The sequence below is a fragment of the Romboutsia sp. 1001713B170207_170306_H8 genome, assembly GCF_015550495.1.
Lineage (GTDB): Bacteria > Bacillota > Clostridia > Peptostreptococcales > Peptostreptococcaceae > Romboutsia_E.
Genome location: NZ_JADNAX010000001.1, coordinates 340058 through 366380 on the forward strand (window position 1 = coordinate 340058; position 26323 = coordinate 366380).

Consider the following 26323-nt stretch of genomic DNA (forward strand, 5'->3'; position numbering starts at 1 on the left):
TATTTTTAGTTAAAACTAGATTCATCACTTTTAAAAAAGTAAAAAGGTATATAAATAAAAGTTGTAAGACCTACAAAGATAAAAATACTCAAAAGATTAGAACTAGAGAAGCTATATGTGTAGCTTGCACCAAGTACTTTATTTAAAAGATATATAAAAGAAAAATAAATTGTACAAGCAATTAAATTATCTTTAATAGCATGCTTATTAAGTTTGAATTTTCTAACCTGCACCATATATACATTAGAATATAGTAATAGCATATTTGCGAAAATATACACTAGATGAAGAAAGTTAGGAAAATCATAAGGTATATATTTAAAGAATATTAAATTTCCTATAGAGCAAACTAAACTCCAAGAAAAATATACATTAAATAATTGATACTGCTTAAAAAATAAAATTGCTATGCAAATATATTCACTAAACCTACAAATATCTATAGGTAGAGAATCTAATGAAGAATAATTATTCATAGAAATATTAAATGCTTGTTCAAATAAAATTTCTAAAAGTATTAGTGTACATATTACTTTTTCAACAATGTGAACATAAGGTAAAAGATTTTTAGTTAACTTTGGGCAAAAATATAAGAATAATGCAAATAACAAAAGCACAGTAAGATGATTTTTTGAGAAAATAAAATTATTAATCATACTAATATCTCCCATTAAAAAATTACATTTATTATATTAATAGTATTCTAAATTTATATGTAAAATCCCTATATACATATTATATTTTCTTATAAAAATAATAGAATATAAAATTTAATGTAAGTAACAAAAAATAGCTTATCTAATAAATTAATAATATACGAAAGTTAGATAAATCATTTATAAGGAAGTGGATAATTTGAATAAGGGGAAAAATAGGGCTTGTATTGATTGTGGCAGCCAATATTGTCCATGTCATCTAGCATACTCTGGTGACTGTATTAAATGTAGTTTGTTAAGAGGAGAAAAAACTTGTGACTGCTTATGGCAGGGTATTTGTGTGTATAATGAAGTACAACATAATAAAAAAGAATCGTTGATAAATGAGAGAAAAGAATATTTATGTGAGATAAATAATAAAGAAGAGCTAAAAGATGGAATTTATTTACTTGAAATTAATATACCTAAGAATTTAACTGAAGAACTAAGTAAGGTAGGAGCGTATATTTTATTAAAGGATAAAGGTAAAGAAAATTTAGCTTATAATACACCGATATCTGTAATGGATGTAGATAAAGAGAATAAATTACTTAAAGTTGTTATAAAAAAGGCAGGAATAAAAACGAAAGCTTTACTAGATTCTAAAGAAGTTATTGTTAAAGGACCTTATTTTAATGGTATTTTTGGAGTTGAGAAAATAAATAATATTAAATCCTCTAATTGCTTAGTCGTATTGAGTGGATTATCTCAAGTTAATTCTATTAATGTCATAAAAAAATTACTAAAGAATAAAAATACAGTAGAAGTATTTTATAATAAGAACTCAACTATATTAGATGTAGTTATAGAAACATTAAATAATATGGGTGTTAACATTCATATTATAGATATAGAAGAGGATAAGAATTTTATTCAAGACTATATAAAACGTAATAATGTAAGCCTTATTTATAGTGGTGGTAATAATAATTTTAATAAAAAAATAAAAGGCTTAGTTGATGATGTAAGTAAGGAAATTACGTTAGCTATATCAAACAATAATTTGATTTGTTGTGGAGAAGGAATTTGTGGTGCATGTACAATTAACTTAAATGGAGAGAAAATTAAAACTTGTAAAACACAAATTAATAGTAAAGACTTCTTTCAAATTATGTAGATTATAAGATGAAATTTTGATTAGGGGGAGATTAGATGGCTACAGTTGTTGTTATAGGCGGTGGCTGGTCTGGATGTGCAGCTGCAATAGGTGCAAGAAAAGCTGGTTGTGATGTTATCTTGCTAGAGAAGACAGATCTATTATTAGGGCTTGGTAATGTTGGTGGAATTATGAGAAATAATGGTCGATATACTGCAACAGAAGAATGTATAGCTTTGGGCGGAAGTGAATTATTTGAAATAACAGATAAATACACTAAACATAAAGGTATAGATTTCCCGGGACATGATCATGCAAGTATTTATAATGTAACTAAAATTGAAAAGCCTGTGAGGGATCTAGTAAGGAATATGGGAATAGACGTAAGATTTTTTAGCAGAGTTGTTGATGTAGAAGTAGATAATCCAATACTAAGAGCTATAGAGCTTGAAAGTGGAGAAAAGATTTATGGTGATGCGTTTATTGATACAACTGGTTCATCTGGACCTATGGGGAATTGCACTAAGTATGGAAATGGATGTGCAATGTGTATATTAAGATGTCCTTCATTTGGAGGAAGAGTTAGTGTAACGGCTAGATGTGGTATAGAAGATATGATAGGAAGAAGAAATAATGGAGACTATGGTGCTTTTAGTGGTTCTATGAAAATATTAAAAGAATCTCTAAGCGAAGAAATACAAAAAGAGTTAAATGAAAAAGGATGTGCTGTAGTTCCTTTACCACAGGAACTTAGAAATTCAGAAAAACTGGATATAAAAGTATGTCAGCAATATGCTCTTCCAGCATTTTCTGAAAATATAGTTCTTATAGACACTGGTCATGCCAAATTGATGTCACCTTTTTTTAACTTAGAAAAATTAAGAATGGTTCCTGGATTTGAAGGAGCTCTTATAGTAGATCCATATTCTGGAGGTAAAGGTAACTCTATTAGATATATGGCTGTATCACCTAGAGATAATTATATGAGGGCAAAAGGTATGAAAAATTTATTTGTGGCTGGAGAAAAGTCAGGATTTTATGTAGGCCATACAGAAGCCATATGTACAGGAAGTTTAGCAGGTCATAATGCTGCTAGATACTGCAATGGAATGTATTTACTTCAACTTCCTACAAACTTATTAATTGGGGATTTTATTGCATATTCTAATCAAGAAATGCACAAAGATGATGGTGATAAAAAGAGATTTACATTTGCAGGAAGTTTATATTTTAATAGAATGAAAGAACTTGGTTTTTATACAGTTGATGTTGATGAAATAAGAAAAAAAGTAAAAGAAGTTGGACTTGAAGATATATATAATAAAAAAATAATTAAATAAGCTAAAAGGTGTAGCTAAGTTGCTACACCTTTTATATTAAATCCAATTTATATTAGGTGATTTTCTTGGTACTGTTCTTTTATATTTAACATCAGGATATCCTATTACTAAGCAAGATATTATTTCATTACTATTTTGAACACCAATTAAATCTAAAATTTCTTTATTATCTTGAGCGGCAATTAATAAAAAGCCACTAAAAAAAGTTCCTAGACCTAAAGCATCAGTCATAAGCTCCATATTTGAAGATGCTAGACCACCATTAATAGGTGTTGGTGAAGTTACGAATATTGCAAGTGGAGCATTAAAAAATAATCTATCATTATTTTGAGGATCTTTTTTATATTGCTCATAACTATATAACCACATATTAGCATATCTTTTAAGATGTTCTGTTTCCGGTGTTAGATTAGATAGAATATATTTTCCTTTTTTCTTTAGGCTTTCATAGGCCAAATCTCTCAACTTATTAATGTTTTTAGTGACTACAGTATAAGATACATCCTGGCTATTTGTTGAAGTTTGAGTGTATCTTCCGGCATCAATAATCTTATTTATTTTATCTTTTTCTACTTCTTTACTCTTAAATCTTCTAATACTTCTTCTAAATTTTATGAAGTTTAAAAGATTTTCAGCATCTAATGAAAAAGTTTCTTTATTATATGGTATTACTTCGTTCATGTTATAATCATCAGTAGATACTGCTTCTACTGGACAGATGGCAATACAGTGACCGCATTTTATACATCCTTCATTATTGATGTTTGCCTTTTTTTCTTTTAATGAAATAACACAAGCAGGACAATCTTTAATACACTGCATACAAGCTATACATTTATTTTTATCTACTTTAAACATTTAATTATCTCCTTCTAAGTTTATTTAATCCAAGATATAACATAAGTTAATTTACTATCTATATTATTTTTATTAGAATCAATTGATATGAATTTACCACTTATATTTTTTTCAATAGTACTTAAGTGAAAATGACAAAGTGCAATTCCAATATCAATTCTAGTTAAGTTTTTGCTATTAGTTAAATAAAAATGTATATTATCGTTATCTTTTAATACTCTCCAAGGCTGTTTATTTAAAGCTGATGGTGCTAGTCTTAGCATTTTTAGAGGCTCAAAATATTCCTCTGAGTTACTTTCTTCAAGTGGAGTATAGAAGTTTTGATCAAAGAAAATTTCTGAAAAATTTTTACGTTTTTTACTATTATCGCCAAATAAGCTTGCTATAAATGATTTTCTACCACCCTCATAACCTACAGGAGAAATTATTGGAAGTATTTCTCCATTTTCTAAATTAATGGCTTTTGCAAATTCACCTTTGTTGAAAGTGCCACCAAGCCAAACTGTACCTAATCCTAGAGAGGTACAATATAATATAACTTTTTCTAAAGTATATCCAAGGGCCATTAAAGATAAATCATCATCATAACAAGCAGCTGCTAAAAAATAATTTGCACCTTTTATAACACCATAAGTACCAAGTTTTAGATCTTTATTAAAGCTATCTTTTTTTATTAGTTTTATTCTTATATCCTTATTAAAAGGATTATCTACAGTCCTAATATAATTTTCTATTTTTTCTATAATACTTTCAGATAGAGGTAAGTCTTGGTAGTTTCTAACTGAGTGTCTTAGATTTATTAATTCACTTATTGATTTACTATAGATATTTTTCATAATAGATTTACTCCTTAAATTTTATTTGACATTTATATTTATAAAATTTATACTTTTTTTTAACTAAATGAAAATCTAATATATAATAATGTGATTATAGCACTATATACTTAGATGTGTCTAATTCGAATTATTTATAAAACGATAACTAAAAGTTATAAAAAAATTCAAATAAGATATATTATTAAGAAATCATATATAAATAATACTTAAACTATTAAGAGATAAAAATAAGGAGATTATATGAATTTACAACAATTAGAGTATTTTAAGGTAATATCTGAAACTAAAAATTTTACAGTAGCATCGAGCATATTATCTGTAAGTCAGCCGGCCTTAAGTAAATCAATATTAAAGTTAGAAGAAGAGTTAGAAGTATCTTTATTTGAAAGACAGGGGCGTAACATAAAAATTACTAAGTTTGGAGAAGTATTTCTGAAATATGTAAACTCGGCATTAAGGGAAATTGAACAAGGAAAAGAAATAATTAATGATATGAAAAGGTCAGATGAAAAAATAATATCTATTTCCTCAACTCATTGTATTGGAGCAACATTTATCCCATTATTAATAAGTGATTTTTTTAATAATAATTTTCAGATAAAATTTAATATTAATAATCAATCAACAGAAGATATTTTAAAAGATTTAAAAAGTGGGAAAATAGATTTTGGTTTTTTTGAAAGAATGTGTGATGCCCATCAATACCCCGAGATAGAAAGTATATTAGTAAGAAAGGAAGAGTATGTTTTAATAGTTCCTAAAAACCATCATTTAGCAAATAAAGAGGAAGTTTATTTAAAGGACTTAAAGGAAGAGTATTTTATAGTTTATAATAATAAATTACATGATGAAAAGGTATCATATTCTGACTTGATTGGATATACTCCTAAAATATCTGCAGAGCCTAGTGAAGGGATAGTACTTGCAAGTTTAGTAGCAGCTGGTGCAGGTATTGCAATAATTTTAAATACACCTATGATTAATACAAATAAAATATCAGTTATTAAGATTAAAGATGATATAGGATATAAGAGTATTTATATGGCATGGAATAAAGAAGTATATATTTCTAAAATTAAAAATGAATTTAAAAATTATGTATTAAATCTAAAATAACTACCATTGGTTAAATATTATATGAATAAAAAAGAGAGTTTAAAATGTTAGTTACTAATTAATTTAAGCTCTCTTTTTATATTTAAATTAAATTTATAACTTCATCTAGAACTTTTCCAATTGAATCATTTATAACTAAATTAGCTTTATAATCATAAGGAGTTTTACTTTTATTTATTAAAACAATATTTTTACCATTAAAGTAATTTATAAAGCTGGCAGCTGGATATACAACTAAAGACGTTCCTCCTATGATCAATAAATCAGAGTTACTTATTGCTGAAATAGTCTTAGATATAAGCTCATTATCTAAGCTTTCTTCATAAAGTACAACATCTGGTTTAATTATTCCCCCACAATTATTGCAATATGGTATGACTCCATCTAAAGATAGCATATCTTTAAGATTAAAAAACTTATTACAATTGGTGCAATAGTTTCTATGTATAGATCCATGAATTTCTAATACATTTTTACTTCCAGCCATTTGATGTAAACCATCAATATTTTGAGTTATAATAGCTTTCAACTTTCCTGTTTTTTCTAGATTACTTAAAGCAAAGTGAGCTTTATTTGGCTTAGCATTTATATATACAAGCTTATCTTTATAAAATTTATAAAAATCATAGGGATACTTAGTATAAAAGGTGTGAGATACAAGTTGTTCAGGAGTAAATTCTTTATTTAACTTCTCGCTGAATAAACCATTTGAACTTCTAAAGTCTGGGATATTTGATTCAGTAGATACACCTGCACCACCAAAGAAAACAATATTATTACTCATCTTTATCATATCTGATAATTTTTCTATACTCATATAAACATCTCCATATTAAATTAAATTTATTAGTATGATTTAGTTATATTTTGATTTTATGCTTTCATAAAATAATTATACTAAAAGAATATTTTAAAAAGTAGATAAATGTAATTAAATATTATAATTTTTTAATAAAAAAAGGTAAATGATGTTGAAAAGGTAAATATAGAATAAGAAAGTTATTTTAGAGGATGTGGTTATTTATGAATATTAGAGAAGGTGATTATCGTATGTTTGAGATATACGCAAGGGAATATAAAAAAAGAGTATCAGGTGAACTACCAGATAAATTAGATTATTTAAAAGTAAAAATGATGGAAATAAGTGATATACTAACTCCTTACGTAATAGAATTTTGTAAACTAGATATAGAATTTAAAGATAATGCCGATGAATTACCAGACCCTATTAAATACTTTATACAAAATGGTAAGATATTGAATCCTTATGAATACGTAACTAATACGAAGTGGGAAGGGTATTGGAAAAGATGTACAGGTAAAGATTTAGATTATTTTATATCATACTTAGAATATCCAATAATTTATCCGAATCATGAAAATTACTTATCTCATGGAAAAAATATAATAAGTATATTTAAATCTGAAACAGGATTTGAAAAAGTTCCTTATAGTATAACATGTGCTGAAAAATTAAATGAAAAATATTTTAAATAGAATAATTTGTCATCATTTACCAAAATGTATAATTATACTATAATAGTAAATATAATTAAACTTTAGAGTAATATATCTTAGAAAAGAGGGAGCAGGTTTGAGAAAAAGAATTGCTTTAGCAACTTTAGCGATGGTACCATTTTCTGTTTCTCATGCAAATGAAGCAGAGTTAGTAGGAATTGTTACAGCAGAGACTTTAAATATTAGAAGTGGACAAGGATCTAACGATGAAGTTTTATTTACAGTAAAGAAAGGTGATAAAGTAACTATTATTGAAACATGTAATGGATGGCATAAAATCCAAAATGATGAAGGTAAAGAAGGATGGGTTTCATCGTCATATATAAGCCTATCAGAAGGAATATATGAGGAAAGTACATCTAGATCTTCTACTATTCAAAAAGAAGTTAATACCAACGGATTGAATATGAGAAGTGGACCATCAACAAGTTACAGATCAATTACCAAGATTAATAAAGGTACAAAGGTAGAAGTAATATCAGAGAGTAATGGATGGAGCAAAATAAAATATGATGGAAGAATAGGATATGTATATAGCACTTATTTAAGTGATATAGAACCATCATATACTAATACTACTACTAAAACAGTAAATACAGATTCATTAAATGTAAGAAGTGGACCATCAACTTCATATTCAATTGTTGGAAAAATTAATAAAGGTACAAAAGTAGAGGTAATATCAGAGAGTAATGGATGGTCAAAGATCGTATATAATGGAAAAGAATGCTATGTATCTAGCAGATATTTAGATGAGGAGTCTTATAATTCAGGAAATACAGATAATGAAATAATTACAACAAAAATAGTAAATACAGATTCATTAAATGTAAGAAGTGGACCATCAACTTCATATTCAAAGTTAGGAACACTATCAAAGGGAAGTAAGGTAGAAGTAATATCAGAAAGTAATGGATGGTCAAAGATCGTATATAATGGAAAAGAAGCGTATGTATCAAGTACTTACTTAAGTGATAATACATCAAATGATAACAATACAGGAAATGATACGAATACATCAGTAGAAATAAAAATAGTAAATACAGATTCACTAAATGTAAGAAGTGGACCATCAACTTCATATTCAAAGTTAGGAACATTATCAAAAGGAAGTAAGGTAGAAGTAATATCAGAAAGTAATGGATGGTCAAAGATCGTATATAATGGAAAAGAAGCGTATGTATCAAGTACTTACTTAAGTGATAATACATCAAATGATAACAATACAGGAAATGATACGAATACATCAGTAGAAATAAAAATAGTAAATACAGATTCACTAAATGTAAGAAGTGGACCATCAACTTCATATTCAAAGCTAGGAACATTATCAAAAGGAAGTAAGGTAGAAGTAATATCAGAAAGTAATGGATGGTCAAAAATAACTTATAATGGAAAAGAAGCATACGTATCAAGTATGTACTTAAGTGATGCAAGTAATGATTCATCAGATAGTTCTTCAAGTTCAAATGGAATTATATCAGGAGTAGGAACATTTACTAATTTACAATTAAATTATACATTTGAGCAGCACTTAGCAAAACAAGTAGAAGTTGCTAATTCAGGATATAATAAAGCTCCAAATGGTACTAAAGCAACAAGAAGTCAAATAGAAGAAAAATTAAATCCTAGTAAAATACTATCATCAAGTTCTTATGGTAAGTTACAATTTTTAAGAATTGATAGATATACAGAAGGTATTACAGCTAGTGAATTAAATCAATTTTTAAATAGTAATGTATCATCAACTAATGTTTTTTATAATAAAGGACAACAGTTTATAGATGCAGCTAAAAAGTATAATATAGATGTAATGTATTTTGTTGCTCACTCAATGTGGGAAACTAACTATGGAAAATCTACACTGGCAAAAGGTCAAATATTAACTTCTTATAAAGGTCAACCGTTGAGCTCTCCAGTTACAGTATATAATTTCTTCGGAATAGGTGCATTTGATGGAAGTGCAAACTTATCAGGAGCAGAAACTGCTTATTTAAACGGATGGACAACTGTAGATGCTACAATAGATGGTTCGGCTAAATGGGTTGCTGCTAATTACATACATAGGTCTGCATATAATCAAAATACTGTATATAAAATGAAATGGAATAATGGAACACATCAATATGCAACAGATATAAATTGGTGTAATGGAATTGCAGGAATTATGAATAAATTAATTGGTTATTATGATGACCAAAGTAAGCTATTATACGAAAATTTATTATATAAATAAAAGGTAAAGGGGTATCTTCTTAGTAAGATACTCCTTTAATATTATGCAAAATATCTTCTATATTTGAAGAAAACGTCTATATTATGCTCTTTAACGATATTTTTTAAATTTCCATAATTATAAGTAGCTAAAGCATATTCTCTTATATTATTAAAAATAACTTCTTCTTTTGGGCTATTAAATTCAATAATAGTTTTTCCTATATCCCAAGCTCTAGATTCTCTATTTATTAGGTTCTTTTTTAAATCAATAACATACATTTCTAAATCTGATGGTAAATTATCTTTATAGAAATCTGCATCCGTAATATCTATATCATACTCAATTAATTTATCAACTATATTAGATAATATATCAGCATATTCAGATTTGGCAAGAGATATATCAGGATCTAGTATATGACCGACTTCATGTGAAATTATACACTTAGCAATTATGCTTATATTAAATGGTGTAATTGCTATATTTTTATTGTTTGAAGATTTTATAAATGAAAAAAAGTTAAAACAAAAAGATAAGAATCCTTGTCTAGATGCTAATACAAGTCTAAGTTTAGGCAAAGCACATATAGGTATGTTTCCAGATCGTGAATAGTAAAGATGAACTTTTTTATTTATATTAAGTTGCTTTATAGTTTTTTTAAATAACTTTTTTTCGCCTAGTTCTGAATAGCAGAGTATAATTTTTCTGAAATCAAGAATATCCGAAGCATTCATTTAAACACCGCCTTAATATAAAAGTCTATTTTACTCTCTAATACATAATATTAAAAAATATATATTTGTAGCTAATCCAAATTACTTTTAATATTAAAAATTTAAATTGTTCTAAATGTGTAATTTTAAGCATAAAGGGTATGATTAGAAAATAGATATTTAACTATATTTAATATATTACTTTACCTATGATATAATATTAATTCAAGAAAGGAGAGAGCTATGGACTTAGTAAAAGATTATTTAGAGAAATTAGAAATTAATAACACGATTTTGGCAAAACAAATGAAAGATGTTTATATACAAAAAGTTGTTTATTTTAAAGAAGATAAAATAGTGTATTTTTACTTAACATCAAAAGACATAGTATCTTATGAATTAATAGATAAGTTTAGAGAAGAATTAAAAGATAGCTTAGATTATTTTAAAGATATAAGAATAAAAATTAGATACACTGGTTTAGATAGAAAAAGTAATAAGGATATTATAAAAAGATACTGGAATAACATATTATTCATATTGAAAAGCCTTTGTCCAGCTATAGAGGGATGGTATAAGAAAGTAGAATATATGTGCTTAGATGATGTATTAAAAATAAAACTACCTAAAGATTTATTTTATGAAAAATTAATGAGAAAAAATATAATTCATGTACTAAACACAGTGTTAAGTGAAGAATTAGGAATTCATTTAAACATAGTTTTAGAAAGAGCTATAGACGAACGTGTTAGTGTACAAAAAATAATAGAGAGAACAGATAGAGAGATTGAAGAGAAAATAAGAAGTTTAGATTTTAATAGAAAAGAAGAGATAGAAGTAGAGGAAGAGGAGTATGTTATAAAACCTGAGGTTGATGAGCATTTAATTTACGGTGAAAATGTGAATGTAATAGTTGAGAATATTTCTAAATTAAATGTAAATTCAGGTACAACAGGTATCGTAGGTGAAGTTTTTGATATAGAAACAAAAGAACTTAGAAATGGTAAAATATTATTAATATTAGCAGTAACAGACTATACAAGTTCTATAAGTTGTAAGCTTTTCCTAAATGACATAAATAAAGATAATGTACTTAACCAAATAAAAAAAGGATCATACTTAAAAATTAAAGGGGATATAATTTATGATACTTACCAAAGAGAAATAAGTATGACAATAAGTGGTATAAGAAAAGAAGTAAAAGAGGAAAGACAAGATTTAAGTGAAAATAAAAGAGTAGAACTACATGCTCATACTCAGATGTCTTCTATGGATGCTGTTTGTAATGTTAAAAAATTAGTAGAAAGAGCAGCAAAGTGGGGGCATAAAGCTATAGCTATAACAGATCATGGTATAGTTCAAGCATTTCCAGATGCTATGAGTGCTGCTAAGTCTAACGGAATAAAGGTTCTGTATGGTGTAGAAGGATATCTAGTAGAAGATGACGCACTAATAATAGAAGAACCTAATGAAAAGCCACTATCTCAAAGTTTTGTAGTATTTGATATAGAAACTACGGGGTTTTCTAATGTTAATGATAAAATAACTGAAATCGGTGCAGTTAAGATAGAAAATTTCAAAGTGGTAGATAGATTTAGTGAACTTATAAATCCACAAAAAGATATATCTTATAAAATACAAGAGTTAACAGGTATAACTAATGACTTAGTTAGAGATAAGCCTACTATAGAAGAAATACTACCTAAATTTATGGAGTTTATAGGTGATAGTGTACTTGTAGCTCATAATGCGGAGTTTGATACTGGCTTTATATCACAAAAGTGTAGAGAGCAAGGAGTAGAATATAATAGTAAAAGTATAGATACTTTGATGCTTTCAAGAATTTTATTACCACATTTAAAAAGATTTAGACTAAATATAATAGCTAAAGAACTTGGAATACCATTACTTAATCATCATAGAGCTGTAGACGATGCGGAAGCTACTGCTCATATATTTTTAAAGTTTTTAGAAATGCTTGAGAAAAAGGGAGCAAAAACTTTAAAAGATGTAAATAGTGTATTAGGAAAAATAGATTATACAAAATTAACTACAAATCATATAACATTAATTGCTCAAAATTATACTGGGCTTAAAAACTTGTATAAAATCGTTTCAGATGCTCACGTAAATCATTTCTACAGAGCACCTAGAATACTTAGAAGTGTTTTAAATGAGCATAGAGAAGGTATAATAGTAGGTTCTGCATGTGAAGCAGGTGTTATTTATCAAGCAGTTAAGAAGAATATATCTGATGAAGAATTAGAAAAAATTATAGATATGTATGATTATATAGAAATAATGCCTATAGATAATAATAAGTTTATGATTGATAAAGGGGAAGTTAATGATAAAGAGGAACTTAGAGATATAAATAGGAGATTAGTTGAAGTTTCTAAAAAATTTGGTAAAATTCCTGTAGCAACTGGAGATGTCCACTTCTTGGATAAGCATGAGGCCATACTTAGAAGAGTTTTAAAGTATTCTCAAGGATTTAAACTTGATGATGAAGAAACTTATTTACATTTTAGAACTACGGATGAGATGTTAGAAGAATTTAGCTATTTAGGAGAAGAATTAGCTTATGAAGTGGTTGTTGAGAATACAAATAAAATAGCAGATATGGTAGAAAGTATAAAACCAATACCAGATGATACTTATCCTCCAGTAATAGAAGGTTCAGATACAGAATTAAGAGAGATGTGCTATGAAAAGGCTGAAAGAATTTATGGAAAGCCAATACCTGAAGTCGTTATAAATAGACTAGATAGAGAGCTAAATTCTATAATAAGCAATGGATATGCAGTTATGTATATTATAGCTCAAAAGCTAGTTACAAAATCTCTTAGCGATGGATACCTGGTTGGATCAAGAGGGTCAGTTGGATCATCTTTTGCAGCGACAATGAGTGATATAACAGAGGTTAATCCTTTACCAGCTCATTATATTTGCGATGACCCAGAATGCAAATACTCTTACTTTTTTGAAATAGGTGAATATGGTTCTGGAGTAGACTTACCAGATAAAGATTGTCCAAGATGTGGTAAACCACTTAGAAAGGATGGTCACGATATACCTTTTGAAGTTTTCCTTGGATTTGAAGGAGATAAAGAACCTGATATAGACCTTAACTTCTCAGGTGATTACCAACCAGTAATACACAAATATACAGAAGAGTTATTTGGTGAGGGATATGTTTATAGAGCAGGAACTATAGGTACGGTTGCTGAAAAAACTGCTTTTGGTTATGCAAGGAAATATATTGAAGAAAATAATATAAATGTTCCAACAGCAGAAGCATTAAGACTTGCAAATGGATGTACTGGGGTTAAAAGAACATCAGGACAGCATCCAGGTGGTGTTATGGTTATACCTCACTACAAGGATGTGTATGATTTTACTCCTATACAATATCCTGCAAATGATACAAGTTGTGGAGTTATAACAACCCATTTTGATTATCACTCTATAAGTGGTAGAATATTGAAACTTGATATACTTGGACACGATGCTCCAACAATGATAAGAATGTTAGAAGACTTAACTGGAATAGTTGCAACAGAAATTCCTCTAGATGATCCAGAGACAATGTCTTTATTTACATCAACAAAAGCATTAGGAGTAACTCCTGAGGAAATAAACTGTCCAATTGGATCACTTGCAATACCTGAGTTTGGTACAAAATTTGTTAGACAGATGCTTCTTGACACAAAGCCAACAACATTTGCGGCTCTTGTACGTATATCTGGACTTTCTCATGGTACGGATGTTTGGCTAAATAATGCCCAAGACTTAGTAAGGGATGAAATTGTTGGGATAGACGAAGTTATATCAACTCGTGATGATATAATGAACTACTTAATATTTAAAGGGTTAAAGCCAAAGTCAGCCTTTACTATAATGGAAAATGTAAGAAAAGGTAAGGGACTAAAACCTGAACATATTGAAGAAATGAAGGCAAATAATGTTCCAGATTGGTATATAGGATCATGTCAAAAAATAAAGTACATGTTCCCAAAAGCCCATGCAGTAGCTTACGTTATGATGTCTTTTAGGCTTGCGTATTGTAAGGTACATTATCCAGAAGCATTTTATGCTACTTATTTTTCTACGAAAGCAGAAGACTTTGATGCAGACTTGATTGTAAAGGGAATTGATGCTATAAGAGAAAGGATAAAAGAAATTGAAGAATTAGGGAATGATGCTTCAACAAAGGAAAAAAACATGCTTATAGTTTTAGAAGTTGCATATGAAATGTATGCAAGAGGTATAAAAATAGTTCCAGTAGATATTTATAAATCGGATGCTAAACTCTTCCAAGTTCCTGGCAAAGGATTATTACTACCACCAATGATAGCTTTACAAGGTGTTGGAGAAAATGCAGCAATTCATATACAACAGGAAAGAGAAAATGGTGAATTTATATCAAAAGAAGATTTAAGAAAAAGAACTAAGATATCTAAAACTGTTATAGAAACTCTTACAAATCATGGTTCATTAGAAAATATGAGTGATGAAAATCAATTATCATTATTTTAATAGATTATATATGCTAAATAAAAATTTGCAAATAAAACTATTCTATGATATAGTAGTATATAAAATAGTATATTTAGCAAAAACTAAGAGTGAGACAGTAGTGCTCACTCTTTTGTTTTAAATACTATAACTTACAACTGAATAGGAGGAAATCATATGAAAAAAAGCATAGAAGCTACAATAGAAGAATTAGTTCAACCTATAATTGACACTAATAACTTTGAACTTGTAGATGTAGAATATGTAAAAGAAGCTGGAGAATATTATCTAAGAATATATGTAGATAAAGAGGGCGGAATATCTTTAAATGAATGTGAAGTAGTTAGTAGAGCACTAAGTGAAATCTTAGATGTAAAAGATCCTATAAAAGATAACTACTATTTAGAAGTATCATCTCCAGGACTTGATAGACCACTTAAAAAAGACAAAGATTTTGTTAGATATCAAGGTAGAGATGTTGAAATAAAACTATATAAGCCGCTAAATGGTTCTAAACAATTAGAAGGTGAGCTTATAGGATTAACTGAAGATAAAAATATAAAAGTTATAATAGATAATGAAGAAGTAGAATTTAATAAAAAAGATGTTGCACTTATTAGACTTGCAATAAAGTTCTAAGGTTATTACATTAGGGAGGCAAAGTGATGAATCACGAATTTATAGAAGCATTAGATGAATTAGAAAAAGATAGAGGTATAGATAAAGATATTCTTATAGATACTATAGAACAAGCTTTATTAACAGCGTATAAGAAAAATTTTGGTTCAGCTCAAAATGTAAGAGTTGAGTTTGACAGAGAAAAAGGAGATGTTAGAGTATTTTCTCAAAGAGTTGTAGTAGATGAATCTGATTTATATGACACATTCTTAGAAATAGAATTGGATGAAGCTAGACAAATAAATCCAAACTATGAATTAGGAGATATAATAGAAAATGAAGTTACTCCTAAAGATTTCGGAAGAATAGCAGCTCAAACAGCTAAGCAGGTAGTTGTTCAAAGAATAAGAGAAGCTGAAAGGGATATAGTATATAATGAATTTATAGAAAAAGAAAATGAAATAGTAACTGGAGAAGTTGCTAGAGTAAGCAAAGGTTTAGTTTATGTAAACTTAGGTAGAATAGAAGCGGTTATGACGCCAGCAGAACAAATACCTCATGAATCTTACAAAGCAGGACAAAAAATAAAGGTATATATATTAGAGGTGAAGAAAACTAATAAAGGACCTCAAATAGTAGTATCTAGAAGTCATCCAGGTTTAGTTAAGAGATTATTTGAGTTTGAAGTTCCAGAAATATTTGAAGGAATAGTTCAAATAAAATCATTATCTAGAGAAGCTGGTTCAAGAACTAAGATGGCGGTTAAGTCAATAGATGAAAAGATAGACCCAATTGGAGCTTGTGTAGGGCCAAAAGGTTCAAGAGTAAAAAATATAGTTGATGAGTTAATAGGTGAAAAGATAGATATAATAAACTACAGTGAAAACCCAGCTGAATTTATATCTGCAGCTTTAAGTCCATCAAAGGTTGTAAGAGTAGATGTAAATGAAGAAGAAAAATCTGCTTTAGTAGTAGTTCCTGATTACCAATTATCACTTGCAATAGGTAAAGAAGGTCAAAATGCAAGATTAGCTGCTAAGCTTACTAACTGGAAAATAGATATAAAAAGTGAATCTCAAGATACTCAAGATAACGAATAGTAGGGAGGGATATCTTTGCAAAAAATAAAGAAAGTACCTCAAAGAAAATGTATAGTTTGTCAAGATAGAGACTCTAAAAAAGAGCTTATGAGAATAGTTAAAAATAAAGAAGGCGAGATTTTTATAGACATAAGTGGAAGAGCTAATGGTAGAGGTGCATACATATGTAAAAGTGTAGAGTGCTTAGAAAAGGCTATAAAGACAAAAGCTTTAAATAGAGCCTTTAAAATGGAAGTTTCTGATGAGGTATATGAAAAATTACTTGCAGAGTTAAAATCATATGAAAAGTAATGAAGAAAAAATATACTCATATTTAGGTCTTGCAACAAGAGCTGGAAAAATAGTTTCTGGAGACGACTCAACTTTATTAGAGTTAAAAAGAGGAAATGTAAAATTAGTAATAGTTGCAGAAGATGCATCAAATAATACTAAAAAGCTTTTTAAAGATAAAAGCTCATATAGAAATATACCTTATGTATATTTCTCTAGTAAATTACAATTAGGTTTATCTATAGGAAAAGCACCAAGAGCAGTAATCGGTGTTAAAGATGATGGATTTGCCAATAAGTTAGTAGAACTTTTAAAATAAAAAATTCAATAGGGGGTGATCTTGTGTCAAAAACAAGAGTATACCAAATCGCAGAAAAGCTAGGAATATCAAATGAGGATGTAATAGCTAAATTAAAAGAATTAGAAATAAGTGCAGAAAATGAAAATAGTGAAATAGACAATGATGATGTAGAGTTATTAGTTGAATTAGTAGGTGAAGAAGCAGTAACACATGATGGTCCTACAGTAACTATAACTGGAAAATTAACAGTTCAAGAAATAGCAAATGCTTTAGAAGTATCTGCATCAGAAGTAATAATGAAGCTTATGAAAATGGGAACTATGGCATCAATAAACCAAGAAGTAAGTGAAGAAATAGCTTCTTTAGTAGTTAAAGAATATGGATACACATTATTAACTTCAACAGAAGATGAAGAAGAAGAGCAATTAGAAATAGATGCTTTAATGGAAATAGAGGAAGATAAAGAAGAAGATTTATTACCAAGACCACCAGTTGTAACCGTAATGGGACACGTTGACCATGGTAAAACTTCTTTACTAGATGCTATAAGATCAACTAATGTAACTAGAGGAGAGGCAGGAGGAATAACTCAACATATAGGTGCTTCTGAGGTTTCAGTAAATGGTCAAAAAATAGTATTCTTAGATACACCAGGACATGAAGCTTTCACATCAATGAGAGCTAGAGGAGCACAAGTAACAGATATAGCAATACTTGTTGTTGCTGCAGATGATGGAATAATGCCTCAAACAATAGAAGCAATAAACCATGCTAAAGCAGCTGAAGTACCATTAATAGTAGCTATAAATAAAATAGATAAGCCAGATGCAAATCCTGATAAAGTTAAGCAAGAGTTAGCTGATCAAGGATTATTAGTTGAAGACTGGGGTGGAGAAGTTATAGCAGTTCCAGTATCAGCTAGACAAAAAACTGGTATAGATACATTACTAGAAATGATATTATTAGTTTCAGAAATGGAAGAATTAAAAGCTAATCCTAATAAAAGAGCAGTAGGTACTGTTATAGAAGCTCAACTTGATAAAGGAAGAGGACCAGTTGCTACAGTTCTTGTTCAAGGAGGAACTTTAAATGTTGGAGATCCAATAGTTGCTGGACTTGCAAGTGGTAAGGTAAGAGCAATGATAAACTCTAAAGGAAAAAGAGTAAAAACAGCAGGACCTTCTACAGCAGTAGAAATATTAGGTTTATCTGAAGTTCCACAAGGTGGAGATCAATTTGTTGCTGTTCCAACTGATAAGATAGCTAGAAGTGTTGCTGAAAAGAGACAACAAATAGCTAGAGAAGAAATGTTAAAATCTAACCAAAGAATGTCACTTGATGACTTCTTCTCTCATATGAATGATGGAGATGTTAAAGATCTTAACATAGTTATAAAAGCAGATGTTCAAGGTTCTGCTCAAGCAGTTAAGCAATCATTAGAAAAATTATCTAATGAGGAAGTTGCAGTTAGAGTAATACACTGTGGTGTTGGTGCTGTAACTGAATCAGATGTTATGCTTGCAGCTGCGTCTAATGCAATAATAATAGGATTTAATGTAAGACCTGTTCCAGGTGCTGAAGAAATGGCTAAGAAGCAAGCTGTTGATGTAAGAACATACACTATAATATACAAGGCTATAGAAGATGTTCAAGCAGCTATGACAGGTATGTTAGATCCAGAATATAGAGATGAAGATACAGGAAAAGCTGAAGTGAGAGAAATATATAAAATATCTGGTGTAGGTACAGTAGCTGGATGTTATGTAACTAGTGGAAAAATATTCAGAGGTTCTAAAGCTAGAATAGTTAGAGATGGAATAATAGTCCATGATGGTGAACTTGCTGCACTAAAGAGATTTAAAGATGATGTAAAAGAAGTTAACAATGGTTACGAATGTGGTATGAGCTTCGTAAATTATAATGATTTAAAAGAAGGCGACATAATAGAAGCTTATATAACTAAAGAAGTAGAAAGAAAATTAAAATAGTAAAAGAAGGTCGATATTATGGCATCATATAATAGAACAAGAAGAATAGCAGAAGAAATAAGAAAAGTAGTAAGCAGTATGCTTATTAGTGGCATAAAAGATCCTAGAATAACTTCTATGGTTAGTGTAACCGATGTAGAAGTTACTAATGACTTAAGCTATGCATATGTATATGTAAGTATATTAGGTGGAGACGAAGAATCGACTTTATTAGGACTTAAGAGTGCTGTAAATTATGTAAGAAGAGAAGTAAGTAGAAATGTAAAACTTAGACATACTCCACAAATTATCTTTAAGGTTGATGATTCAATTAAAAAAGGTATGTATATGGATAATCTTATAAAACAAATAAGTTCAAAAGATAATCAAGAACCTATATGTAAGGATGAGGAATATGATAAGTAATATTGATAATATTATAAAATATATAAAAGGAAGTAACGACTTTGTCGTTACTTCTCATATTAGTCCAGATGGTGATAATATTGGATCAACTCTTGGTATATACTATTCTTTAAAAATATTAGGTAAGAATGTGTACTATGTATTAGATGATAATGCACCTTCAAATCTTAAATTTTTAGTAGAAAATGTAACTAAGTTAAGTTCAATAGAATTCAATGACTTAAATATAAATGAGTTTAATTTAATAGCATTAGACTGTGGAGATAAATCTAGAGTTTGCGTAAGTGAAGAAATAAAAGAAAATGCAAAAACAATAATCTGCATAGATCATCACGCAAGTAATGATTCTTATGGAGATTTAAACTATATTGACGTAAATGCTTCATCAACTAGTGAATTAGTATACAATATTTTAGTTAGACTAAATGAACTAGAAAATATGAGTATAATAAATGAAGATATAGCAACAGCTCTTTATACAGGTCTGGCAACAGATACTGGTAATTTTTCTTATTCAAGTACACATCCAAGTAGCTTTGAAATGGCTAAAAATTTATTATTAGCAGGAGCTAAGAGGGATAAAATTATTCAAAATGTTTTCCAAAGTAATTCTTATAACTACTATAAATTGCTAGGAGAAGCATTAAATACTTTAGATATAGTAGATAATAAAATAGCATGTATAAGTTTAACTATAGATATGCTACAAAGAAACAATATAAGTTTTAATGATGTAGATGGTATAACTACATACACAAGAGATATAGAAGGTGTAGAGGTTGGAATTCTTTTAAAACAAAAGAAGGAAAATGAGGTTAAGGTTAGCTTAAGGTCTAAAAACTATGTAAATGTAAGTAAGATTGCTCAATCATTTAATGGTGGAGGACATATAAGAGCCGCAGGTTGTACTATATATGATACTGTAGAAAATGCTAAAGAAAAAGTTCTACAAGCAGTTCTAAAAGAAATTTAAGGTGATTTTAATGAACAAAATAATAAATATATTAAAACCTACAGGCATGACATCTCATGATGTAGTTAGCAGAGTTAGAAGAATTTTAAATACTAAAAAAGTTGGCCATACAGGTACCCTTGATCCAGATGCATCAGGGGTACTACCTATATGTATAGGAAAAGCTACGAAGGTAAGTGAATTAATACTTAATAAAGATAAATCATACATTTGCGAGCTTACATTAGGAATGACAACTGATACATATGATTCTTCAGGAAGTATAGTAAAAAGAACAGAAGATTTCAAACTAAGTAAATATGATATTGAGAAAGCTTTTGAAACTCAAAGAGGAGAGATTGAACAATTTCCTCCAATATATTCAGCACTGAAAGTTAACGGTAAAAAAATGTGTGATTTAGCTAGAAGTGGAAAAGCTGATGATATAGTTATAAAATCTAGAAAAGTAAACATAAAAGAATTGAATATACTTAGTATAAATGATAGGAAAATAATGTTTTATGTTAAATGTTCTAAAGGAACTTATGTAAGGAGTATTTGCCATGATATAGGGGAATTTTTAGGCTGTGGAGGTCATATGTCTTTCTTGCTTAGAACATCTTCTGGTAGATTTAACTTAGAAAATTCAATTACATTAGAAGAACTAGAAGAATTTAATACTAGTGGAACTTTAGATAAACATTTATATGATATAGATTATGTTCTAAATAATTTTAAATCAGTGACATTAAAATCAAGTGCATTAAAGTACTACAGCAATGGTGGTATAATTGATAGTAAACGATTTAGTACTGATGGAATAAATGAAAATGATGAATTTGTAAGGGTTTATAGTGATGGAAACTTTTTAGGTGTAGGTAAATTGATAAAAGATAATAAGATTATAAGTCTAAAAAGTGATAAAATATTTATATAAACTATAATTCTAGTGGGGAAATCATTATGGATATTGTTAAATCTATATGGGATGTAGAGAATTTAGGCGAAAGTGTTGTCACTATAGGTAAATTTGATGGTCTTCATAATGGCCATAAAGTTCTGATAAAAAAAGCAGTACAATGTAGCAAAAAAAGAAGAATAAAAAGTGTTGTTTTTACTTTTGAAAATCATCCAGCTAACTATTTTAGAAATCATAGTGTGAAAAACATTATACGTGATAAGGATAAAATGGAAAAATTAAGCTATTTAGGTATAGATATTGTAGTTAATGTACCCTTTGATGAGGAAATGACAAAGATATCTGCAGATGATTTTGCAAAAAAGATACTTAAAGAAAAATTAGGAGCCAAAAAGGTAATTGTAGGACATGACTTTACCTTTGCTAGAAATAAAGAAGGAAATGCAAAATTATTAAAACTCTTAGGTGCTAAGTATGATTTTAAAGTTGAGGTAGTTAATCCTGTAAAAATAAATAATATAAGAGTAAGTAGCACTTATATAAGAAACTTAATAGCTGAGGGAAGTGTAAATAAAGTGAAAGAGTATTTAGGACGTAATTACCAATTAGAGGGAGAAGTAATAAAGTCTAAGCAACTAGGAAGAACTATAGGATTTCCTACTGCAAATATGAAAATTGAGGGTGAAATGCTTATTCCTAAATGCGGTATATATGCAACTAAGGTTTACTTAGATGAAAAAACCTACTTTGGAGCAACTAATATAGGGTATAACCCAACTGTAAATGGAGATAATCTATCTGTAGAGACTAATATACTTGATTTCAATGAAGACATATATGGAAAATTTATAAAAATTGAGTTTTTAGAAAGAATTAGAGATGAAAAAAAGTTTAATTCTTTAGAAGAGCTGAAATCTCAGTTAAAAATTGATACAAATTATATTTATGAAAAGTATATTTGCAAAAAATAAATTTATATGATAGAATAAGTAAGTAAATTAACCATTACTCAGCATTTGAACACTCCAATCAATGCTTAGTAATTGGCGATTTAATAAAATTTTATGGAGGTAACTCAAATGAACAAAACTGAAATAATCAAAGAGTTTGGAAGAAAAGAAGGAGATACTGGTTCTCCAGAAGTACAAATAGCTTTATTAACAGCTAGAATAAACGAATTAAACGGTCACTTAAAGACTCACAAAAAAGACCACCACTCTAGAAGAGGTTTATTAAAGATGGTTGGTAGAAGAAGAAACTTATTAGCTTACTTAAAGGAAAAAGATCTTGAAGGATACAGAACTTTAATAGCTAAATTAGGATTAAGAAAATAATTATATTTTCTATATAGAACAGGAAGGCATTGGCCTTCCTGTTTTTGCTTAAAATAATAAATTTAGTATAGTATATATGTTTTTAATTAATACAAAATATAGATTTATAAAATTTTAAATAGATTTGACTATGATAGCATAAAATAATAAATAGATATGTAAGAATGCAAAATTCATGAATAAATAGTATAATTAATAAAGAAGTATAAATACAAATTATATGAACTATGATTATATTTAATCTAAGGAGTAAATAATTAAAAAGGTATAAAATATAAAAAAATAATATATGCTTTATTTTAGGAGGAGATATAGATGAAAATAAAGTTAATTTGCGATAGTTTATGTGATGTCCCTAAAGATTTGGTAGAAAAATATGATATAGATGTGATTCCTTTAAATATAATACTTGGAGATAAAGAGTATAAAGAAGGTATAGACATAAGTAATGAAGAGTTTTATAAAAGGATGAAAGAGAAAAAAGAAGTTCCAAAAACATCACAAGCTACATATATTCAATTTAAAACTGCTTTTGACAAATATAAAGATGATTACTCTATAGTATGTATAAATGGTTCTTCGAAATCATCGGGTACTTATCAAAGTGCTGTAATGGCTAAAAATGATACAGAAGGAGATATACATGTATTTGATACGTTAACATTATCTCTAGGAAGTGCCCAATTTGTTGTTAAAGCATGTGAATTAATAGAAAATAATAATGAAATAACTCCACAAGAACTAATAGAGGAATTAGAAAAGTTAAGAGATTCAGTAAGTTTATTATTTGTTCCAGATACACTTGAATACTTACAGAGAAGTGGAAGAGCATCATTAGCAACTGCAACTATAGGTAATATGTTAAAAATAAAGCCTATATTTACAGTAGAAGATGCAAAAATATTTATACTTACAAAAGTAAGAGGTAAAAAACATGCTATAAATGAATTGATAAAGTTAACTATAGATAAGTATGATACTTTAGAAGATAAGAATGTAATAATTGGTTGTGGCGATAATGTAGATGATTTTGAGAAATTAAAAGAAGAAGTTAACGCAAAAATAAAATGCAAGAATCTGTATTTTACTAGAGGTGGAGCTTGTATATGTTCTCATACTGGACCAGATATATTTGCAATTAGTTGTTCTTATTAAATGATTAATTTTATATTAAGTAGCAAATACTATACAAAAGTATATAGTTTAGTATCTAAGAAAATACAATAAAAGTCATAAAATGAGTTTTGTATTGTTAATTTATAGTATTTTTGATAAGATATTAGTTAAGATATAAAAGCGGTTTTAGTGAAAGAGGAGGTACAAGCATTAATGTTTGAACATAAAATTTTCAAAATGGATTTAGCAGGAAGAGAACTTTCTGTTGAAATAGGAAAAATATCAGAGCTTGCTGCTGGTAGTGCTATACTTAAATACGGAGAAACTATGGTTATGATTAACGTATCTAAATCAGCAAAGCCAAGAGATGGTATAGATTTCTTCCCACTAAGTGTTGATTATGAGGAAAGATTATATTCAGTTGGTAAAATACCAGGTGGATTTTTAAAGAGAGAGGGAAAGCCTTCAGAAAAGGCAATACTTACTTCTAGATTAATAGATAGACCAATAAGACCTTTATTCCCAAAAGGATTTAGAAATGATGTACAAGTTGTTGCTACTGTACTTTCAGTAGATCAAGATTGTACTCCTGATATAGTAGCGATGATAGGTTCATCTGTAGCCTTATCTATATCTGATATACCATTTAATGGTCCAACTGGTTCTGTTTTAGTAGGATTAGTTGACGGTGCGTTAGTAGCTAACCCAACTGCAGAGCAAAGAGAAAAGAGTTCTCTTCACTTAGTAGTATCAGGTACTAAAGATGCAATAATGATGGTTGAAGCTGGAGGAGAAGAAATACCTGAAAGCTTAATGTTAGAAGCTATATTATTTGCACACGAAGAAATAAAGAAAATAGTATCTTTCATAGAAGAGATAACTTCAGAAGTTGGAAAAGAAAAAATGGAAGTAGAATTACATAAAGTTGATGCTGAGGTAGAATCTGCTGTTCGTAATTTTGCAACTGATAAAATGAAAGAGGCAGTAAGAACTGTTGAAAAACTTGAAAGACAAGAAAAAATGGATGCAGTAAGAGAAGAAACTCTTGCTCATTTTGAAGAAATAGTAGATGAGTTTGGATCAGATATAGAAGAAGTTCTTCAATCAATAATAAAAGAGTCTGTTAGAATGCTTATAACTCATGAGCAAGTAAGACCAGATAACAGAAAATTAGATGAAATAAGACCAATATGGTGTGATAATGGATTTATACCAAGAGCTCATGGTTCTGGATTATTTACAAGAGGACAAACTCAAGTAATGACTATAACTACATTAGGTGCTTTAGGAGATGTTCAAATACTAGATGGTTTAGATGAAGAAGAAAATAAAAGATATATGCATCACTATAACTTCCCAGCATACAGTGTTGGTGAAGCTAGACCATCAAGAGGTCCAGGAAGAAGAGAAATAGGTCATGGTGCATTAGCTGAGAGAGCATTAGTTCCTGTAATACCTTCAAAAGAAGAATTCCCTTATGCAATAAGATTAGTTTCTGAAGTATTAAGTTCAAATGGATCAACATCTCAAGGTTCGGTTTGTGGATCAACATTATCATTACTAGATGCAGGTGTTCCAATAAAAGATATGGTTGCAGGTATTGCAATGGGTCTTATAAAAGATGAGGACAAAGTAGCTATACTTTCAGATATACAAGGTATGGAAGACCATTTAGGAGATATGGACTTTAAAGTTGCAGGTACTGAACATGGTATAACAGCTATACAAATGGATATAAAAATAAATGGTATAGATGAAAATATATTAAGAGCTGCACTTGATCAAGCAAGAGTTGGTAGACTTCATATATTAAATGAAATGAGAAAAACTATAGATGCTCCAAAGCCACAATTATCTAAGTATGCTCCTAAGATAATAACAATGAATATAAATCCAGATAAGATAAGAGATGTTATAGGGCCAGGTGGTAAGGTTATAACTAAGATTATCGATGAAACTGGTGTTAAGATAGATATAGAACAAACTGGTGAAGTATTTATAGCAGGTATTGATCAAGAAATGATAGACTTAGCACAAAAACTAATAAATGACATAGTTGCAGAAGCCGAAGTTGGTAAGACTTATAAAGGGAAAGTGACTAGAATAACTACATTCGGTGCTTTTGTTGAAATACTTCCAGGTAAAGAAGGATTACTTCATATATCTCACATAGCTCATGAAAGAGTAGCTAAGGTTGAAGATGTTCTTAATATTGGAGATGAAGTAGAAGTTAAGGTTACTGAAATAGACGAAAAAGGAAGAGTAAACTTATCTAGAAAAATTTTATTACCTAAGCCAGAAAGAACTGAAAAGAAAGAAGAAAAATAAATAAATAATAAAAAAAAGATTAACTTTTCTTAGTTAATCTTTTTTTTATTATAGTTTATATTTGCATAAATAGGACAATTA

At 28.6% G+C, this 26323-nt stretch carries 23 protein-coding genes; 18 read left to right on the forward strand and 5 right to left on the reverse strand.

What is annotated here, in order from left to right; genetic code table 11:
• Nucleotides 1-5 precede the first annotated feature (5 nt).
• Nucleotides 6-656, reverse strand: a complete 651-nt coding sequence (locus I2A66_RS01645) for a TMEM164 family acyltransferase (RefSeq protein ID WP_122638201.1) — start codon at nucleotides 654-656, stop codon at nucleotides 6-8.
• Nucleotides 657-855: 199 nt separating this feature from the next.
• Here I2A66_RS01645 and I2A66_RS01650 point away from each other — a divergent pair, with 199 nt between their 5' ends.
• Together I2A66_RS01650 and I2A66_RS01655 are read left to right on the forward strand one after the other, a co-directional pair.
• Nucleotides 856-1812 (forward strand): hypothetical protein, encoded by a 957-nt coding sequence (locus tag I2A66_RS01650; protein WP_195250822.1) that lies wholly within the window; start codon nucleotides 856-858, stop codon nucleotides 1810-1812.
• A 35-nt stretch (nucleotides 1813-1847) separates the two neighbouring features.
• Entirely contained in the window at nucleotides 1848-3131 is a 1284-nt protein-coding gene (locus tag I2A66_RS01655) for an FAD-dependent oxidoreductase (RefSeq protein WP_122638199.1), read from the forward strand.
• A 36-nt stretch (nucleotides 3132-3167) separates the two neighbouring features.
• Here I2A66_RS01655 and I2A66_RS01660 read toward each other — a convergent pair whose 3' ends face one another.
• Complete coding sequence (locus tag I2A66_RS01660) at nucleotides 3168-3989, reverse strand: nitroreductase family protein (RefSeq protein WP_195250823.1); 822 nt, start codon at nucleotides 3987-3989, stop codon at nucleotides 3168-3170.
• Nucleotides 3990-4009: 20 nt separating this feature from the next.
• Nucleotides 4010-4825 carry a nitroreductase family protein gene (locus I2A66_RS01665; RefSeq protein ID WP_122638197.1) on the reverse strand — a complete coding sequence of 272 codons (816 nt, stop codon included), beginning with the start codon at nucleotides 4823-4825 and terminating at the stop codon, nucleotides 4010-4012.
• 243 nt (nucleotides 4826-5068) lie between these two features.
• Between I2A66_RS01665 and I2A66_RS01670 the strand changes: the two genes are divergently transcribed.
• Nucleotides 5069-5944 (forward strand): LysR family transcriptional regulator, encoded by an 876-nt coding sequence (locus I2A66_RS01670; protein WP_122638196.1) that lies wholly within the window; start codon nucleotides 5069-5071, stop codon nucleotides 5942-5944.
• A gap of 82 nt (nucleotides 5945-6026) precedes the next feature.
• Here the strand turns inward: I2A66_RS01670 and I2A66_RS01675 are convergent, their stop codons facing one another.
• The gene (locus tag I2A66_RS01675) at nucleotides 6027-6761 is read right to left on the reverse strand and encodes an NAD-dependent protein deacylase (protein ID WP_122638195.1); all 735 of its coding nucleotides are present in this window, start codon (nucleotides 6759-6761) and stop codon (nucleotides 6027-6029) included.
• A 206-nt stretch (nucleotides 6762-6967) separates the two neighbouring features.
• On the opposite strand from I2A66_RS01675, the gene I2A66_RS01680 reads away from it, so the two are divergent.
• Nucleotides 6968-7441 (forward strand): hypothetical protein, encoded by a 474-nt coding sequence (locus I2A66_RS01680; protein ID WP_122638194.1) that lies wholly within the window; start codon nucleotides 6968-6970, stop codon nucleotides 7439-7441.
• A gap of 97 nt (nucleotides 7442-7538) precedes the next feature.
• A complete protein-coding gene (locus tag I2A66_RS01685; RefSeq protein ID WP_147515530.1) occupies nucleotides 7539-9698 on the forward strand; it encodes an SH3 domain-containing protein in 2160 nt (719 codons plus the stop codon).
• Between the two features lie 41 nt (nucleotides 9699-9739).
• Here the strand turns inward: I2A66_RS01685 and I2A66_RS01690 are convergent, their stop codons facing one another.
• The gene (locus I2A66_RS01690; protein ID WP_122638192.1) at nucleotides 9740-10414 is read right to left on the reverse strand and encodes a hypothetical protein; all 675 of its coding nucleotides are present in this window, start codon (nucleotides 10412-10414) and stop codon (nucleotides 9740-9742) included.
• Nucleotides 10415-10636: 222 nt separating this feature from the next.
• Here I2A66_RS01690 and I2A66_RS01695 point away from each other — a divergent pair, with 222 nt between their 5' ends.
• The 13 genes from I2A66_RS01695 to I2A66_RS01755 all read left to right on the forward strand — a co-directional run bounded on the left by I2A66_RS01695 (nucleotide 10637) and on the right by I2A66_RS01755 (nucleotide 26242).
• Nucleotides 10637-14932, forward strand: coding sequence for a PolC-type DNA polymerase III (locus I2A66_RS01695; protein WP_122638191.1), 4296 nt, complete (start codon nucleotides 10637-10639; stop codon nucleotides 14930-14932).
• A 156-nt stretch (nucleotides 14933-15088) separates the two neighbouring features.
• Nucleotides 15089-15550 carry a ribosome maturation factor RimP gene (rimP, locus tag I2A66_RS01700; RefSeq protein ID WP_147515529.1) on the forward strand — a complete coding sequence of 154 codons (462 nt, stop codon included), beginning with the start codon at nucleotides 15089-15091 and terminating at the stop codon, nucleotides 15548-15550.
• A gap of 26 nt (nucleotides 15551-15576) precedes the next feature.
• The gene (gene nusA / locus I2A66_RS01705) at nucleotides 15577-16629 is read left to right on the forward strand and encodes a transcription termination factor NusA (protein ID WP_122638189.1); all 1053 of its coding nucleotides are present in this window, start codon (nucleotides 15577-15579) and stop codon (nucleotides 16627-16629) included.
• 15 nt (nucleotides 16630-16644) lie between these two features.
• Nucleotides 16645-16920: an RNase P modulator RnpM gene (gene rnpM, locus I2A66_RS01710; RefSeq protein ID WP_164488934.1), complete on the forward strand. Its 276-nt coding sequence runs from the start codon at nucleotides 16645-16647 to the stop codon at nucleotides 16918-16920.
• Nucleotides 16910-17218, forward strand: coding sequence for a L7Ae/L30e/S12e/Gadd45 family ribosomal protein (locus I2A66_RS01715; protein ID WP_122638187.1), 309 nt, complete (start codon nucleotides 16910-16912; stop codon nucleotides 17216-17218). Before rnpM ends, I2A66_RS01715 begins: the two co-directional genes overlap by 11 nt.
• A gap of 23 nt (nucleotides 17219-17241) precedes the next feature.
• A complete protein-coding gene (gene infB / locus I2A66_RS01720) occupies nucleotides 17242-19188 on the forward strand; it encodes a translation initiation factor IF-2 (protein ID WP_195250825.1) in 1947 nt (648 codons plus the stop codon).
• 18 nt (nucleotides 19189-19206) lie between these two features.
• Nucleotides 19207-19593: a 30S ribosome-binding factor RbfA gene (rbfA, locus tag I2A66_RS01725; protein ID WP_122638185.1), complete on the forward strand. Its 387-nt coding sequence runs from the start codon at nucleotides 19207-19209 to the stop codon at nucleotides 19591-19593.
• Nucleotides 19574-20566, forward strand: coding sequence for a DHH family phosphoesterase (locus I2A66_RS01730; RefSeq protein WP_122638184.1), 993 nt, complete (start codon nucleotides 19574-19576; stop codon nucleotides 20564-20566). The genes rbfA and I2A66_RS01730 overlap by 20 nt, the downstream gene beginning before the upstream one ends.
• A 10-nt stretch (nucleotides 20567-20576) precedes the next feature.
• A complete protein-coding gene (gene truB, locus I2A66_RS01735; RefSeq protein ID WP_195250827.1) occupies nucleotides 20577-21482 on the forward strand; it encodes a tRNA pseudouridine(55) synthase TruB in 906 nt (301 codons plus the stop codon).
• Nucleotides 21483-21508: 26 nt separating this feature from the next.
• Nucleotides 21509-22435, forward strand: coding sequence for a bifunctional riboflavin kinase/FAD synthetase (locus I2A66_RS01740; protein ID WP_122638182.1), 927 nt, complete (start codon nucleotides 21509-21511; stop codon nucleotides 22433-22435).
• A gap of 108 nt (nucleotides 22436-22543) precedes the next feature.
• Complete coding sequence (gene rpsO / locus I2A66_RS01745; protein ID WP_122638181.1) at nucleotides 22544-22798, forward strand: 30S ribosomal protein S15; 255 nt, start codon at nucleotides 22544-22546, stop codon at nucleotides 22796-22798.
• 315 nt (nucleotides 22799-23113) lie between these two features.
• Nucleotides 23114-23953 (forward strand): DegV family protein, encoded by an 840-nt coding sequence (locus I2A66_RS01750; RefSeq protein ID WP_122638180.1) that lies wholly within the window; start codon nucleotides 23114-23116, stop codon nucleotides 23951-23953.
• Nucleotides 23954-24127: 174 nt separating this feature from the next.
• Complete coding sequence (locus I2A66_RS01755) at nucleotides 24128-26242, forward strand: polyribonucleotide nucleotidyltransferase (RefSeq protein WP_147515524.1); 2115 nt, start codon at nucleotides 24128-24130, stop codon at nucleotides 26240-26242.
• Nucleotides 26243-26323 lie beyond the last annotated feature (81 nt).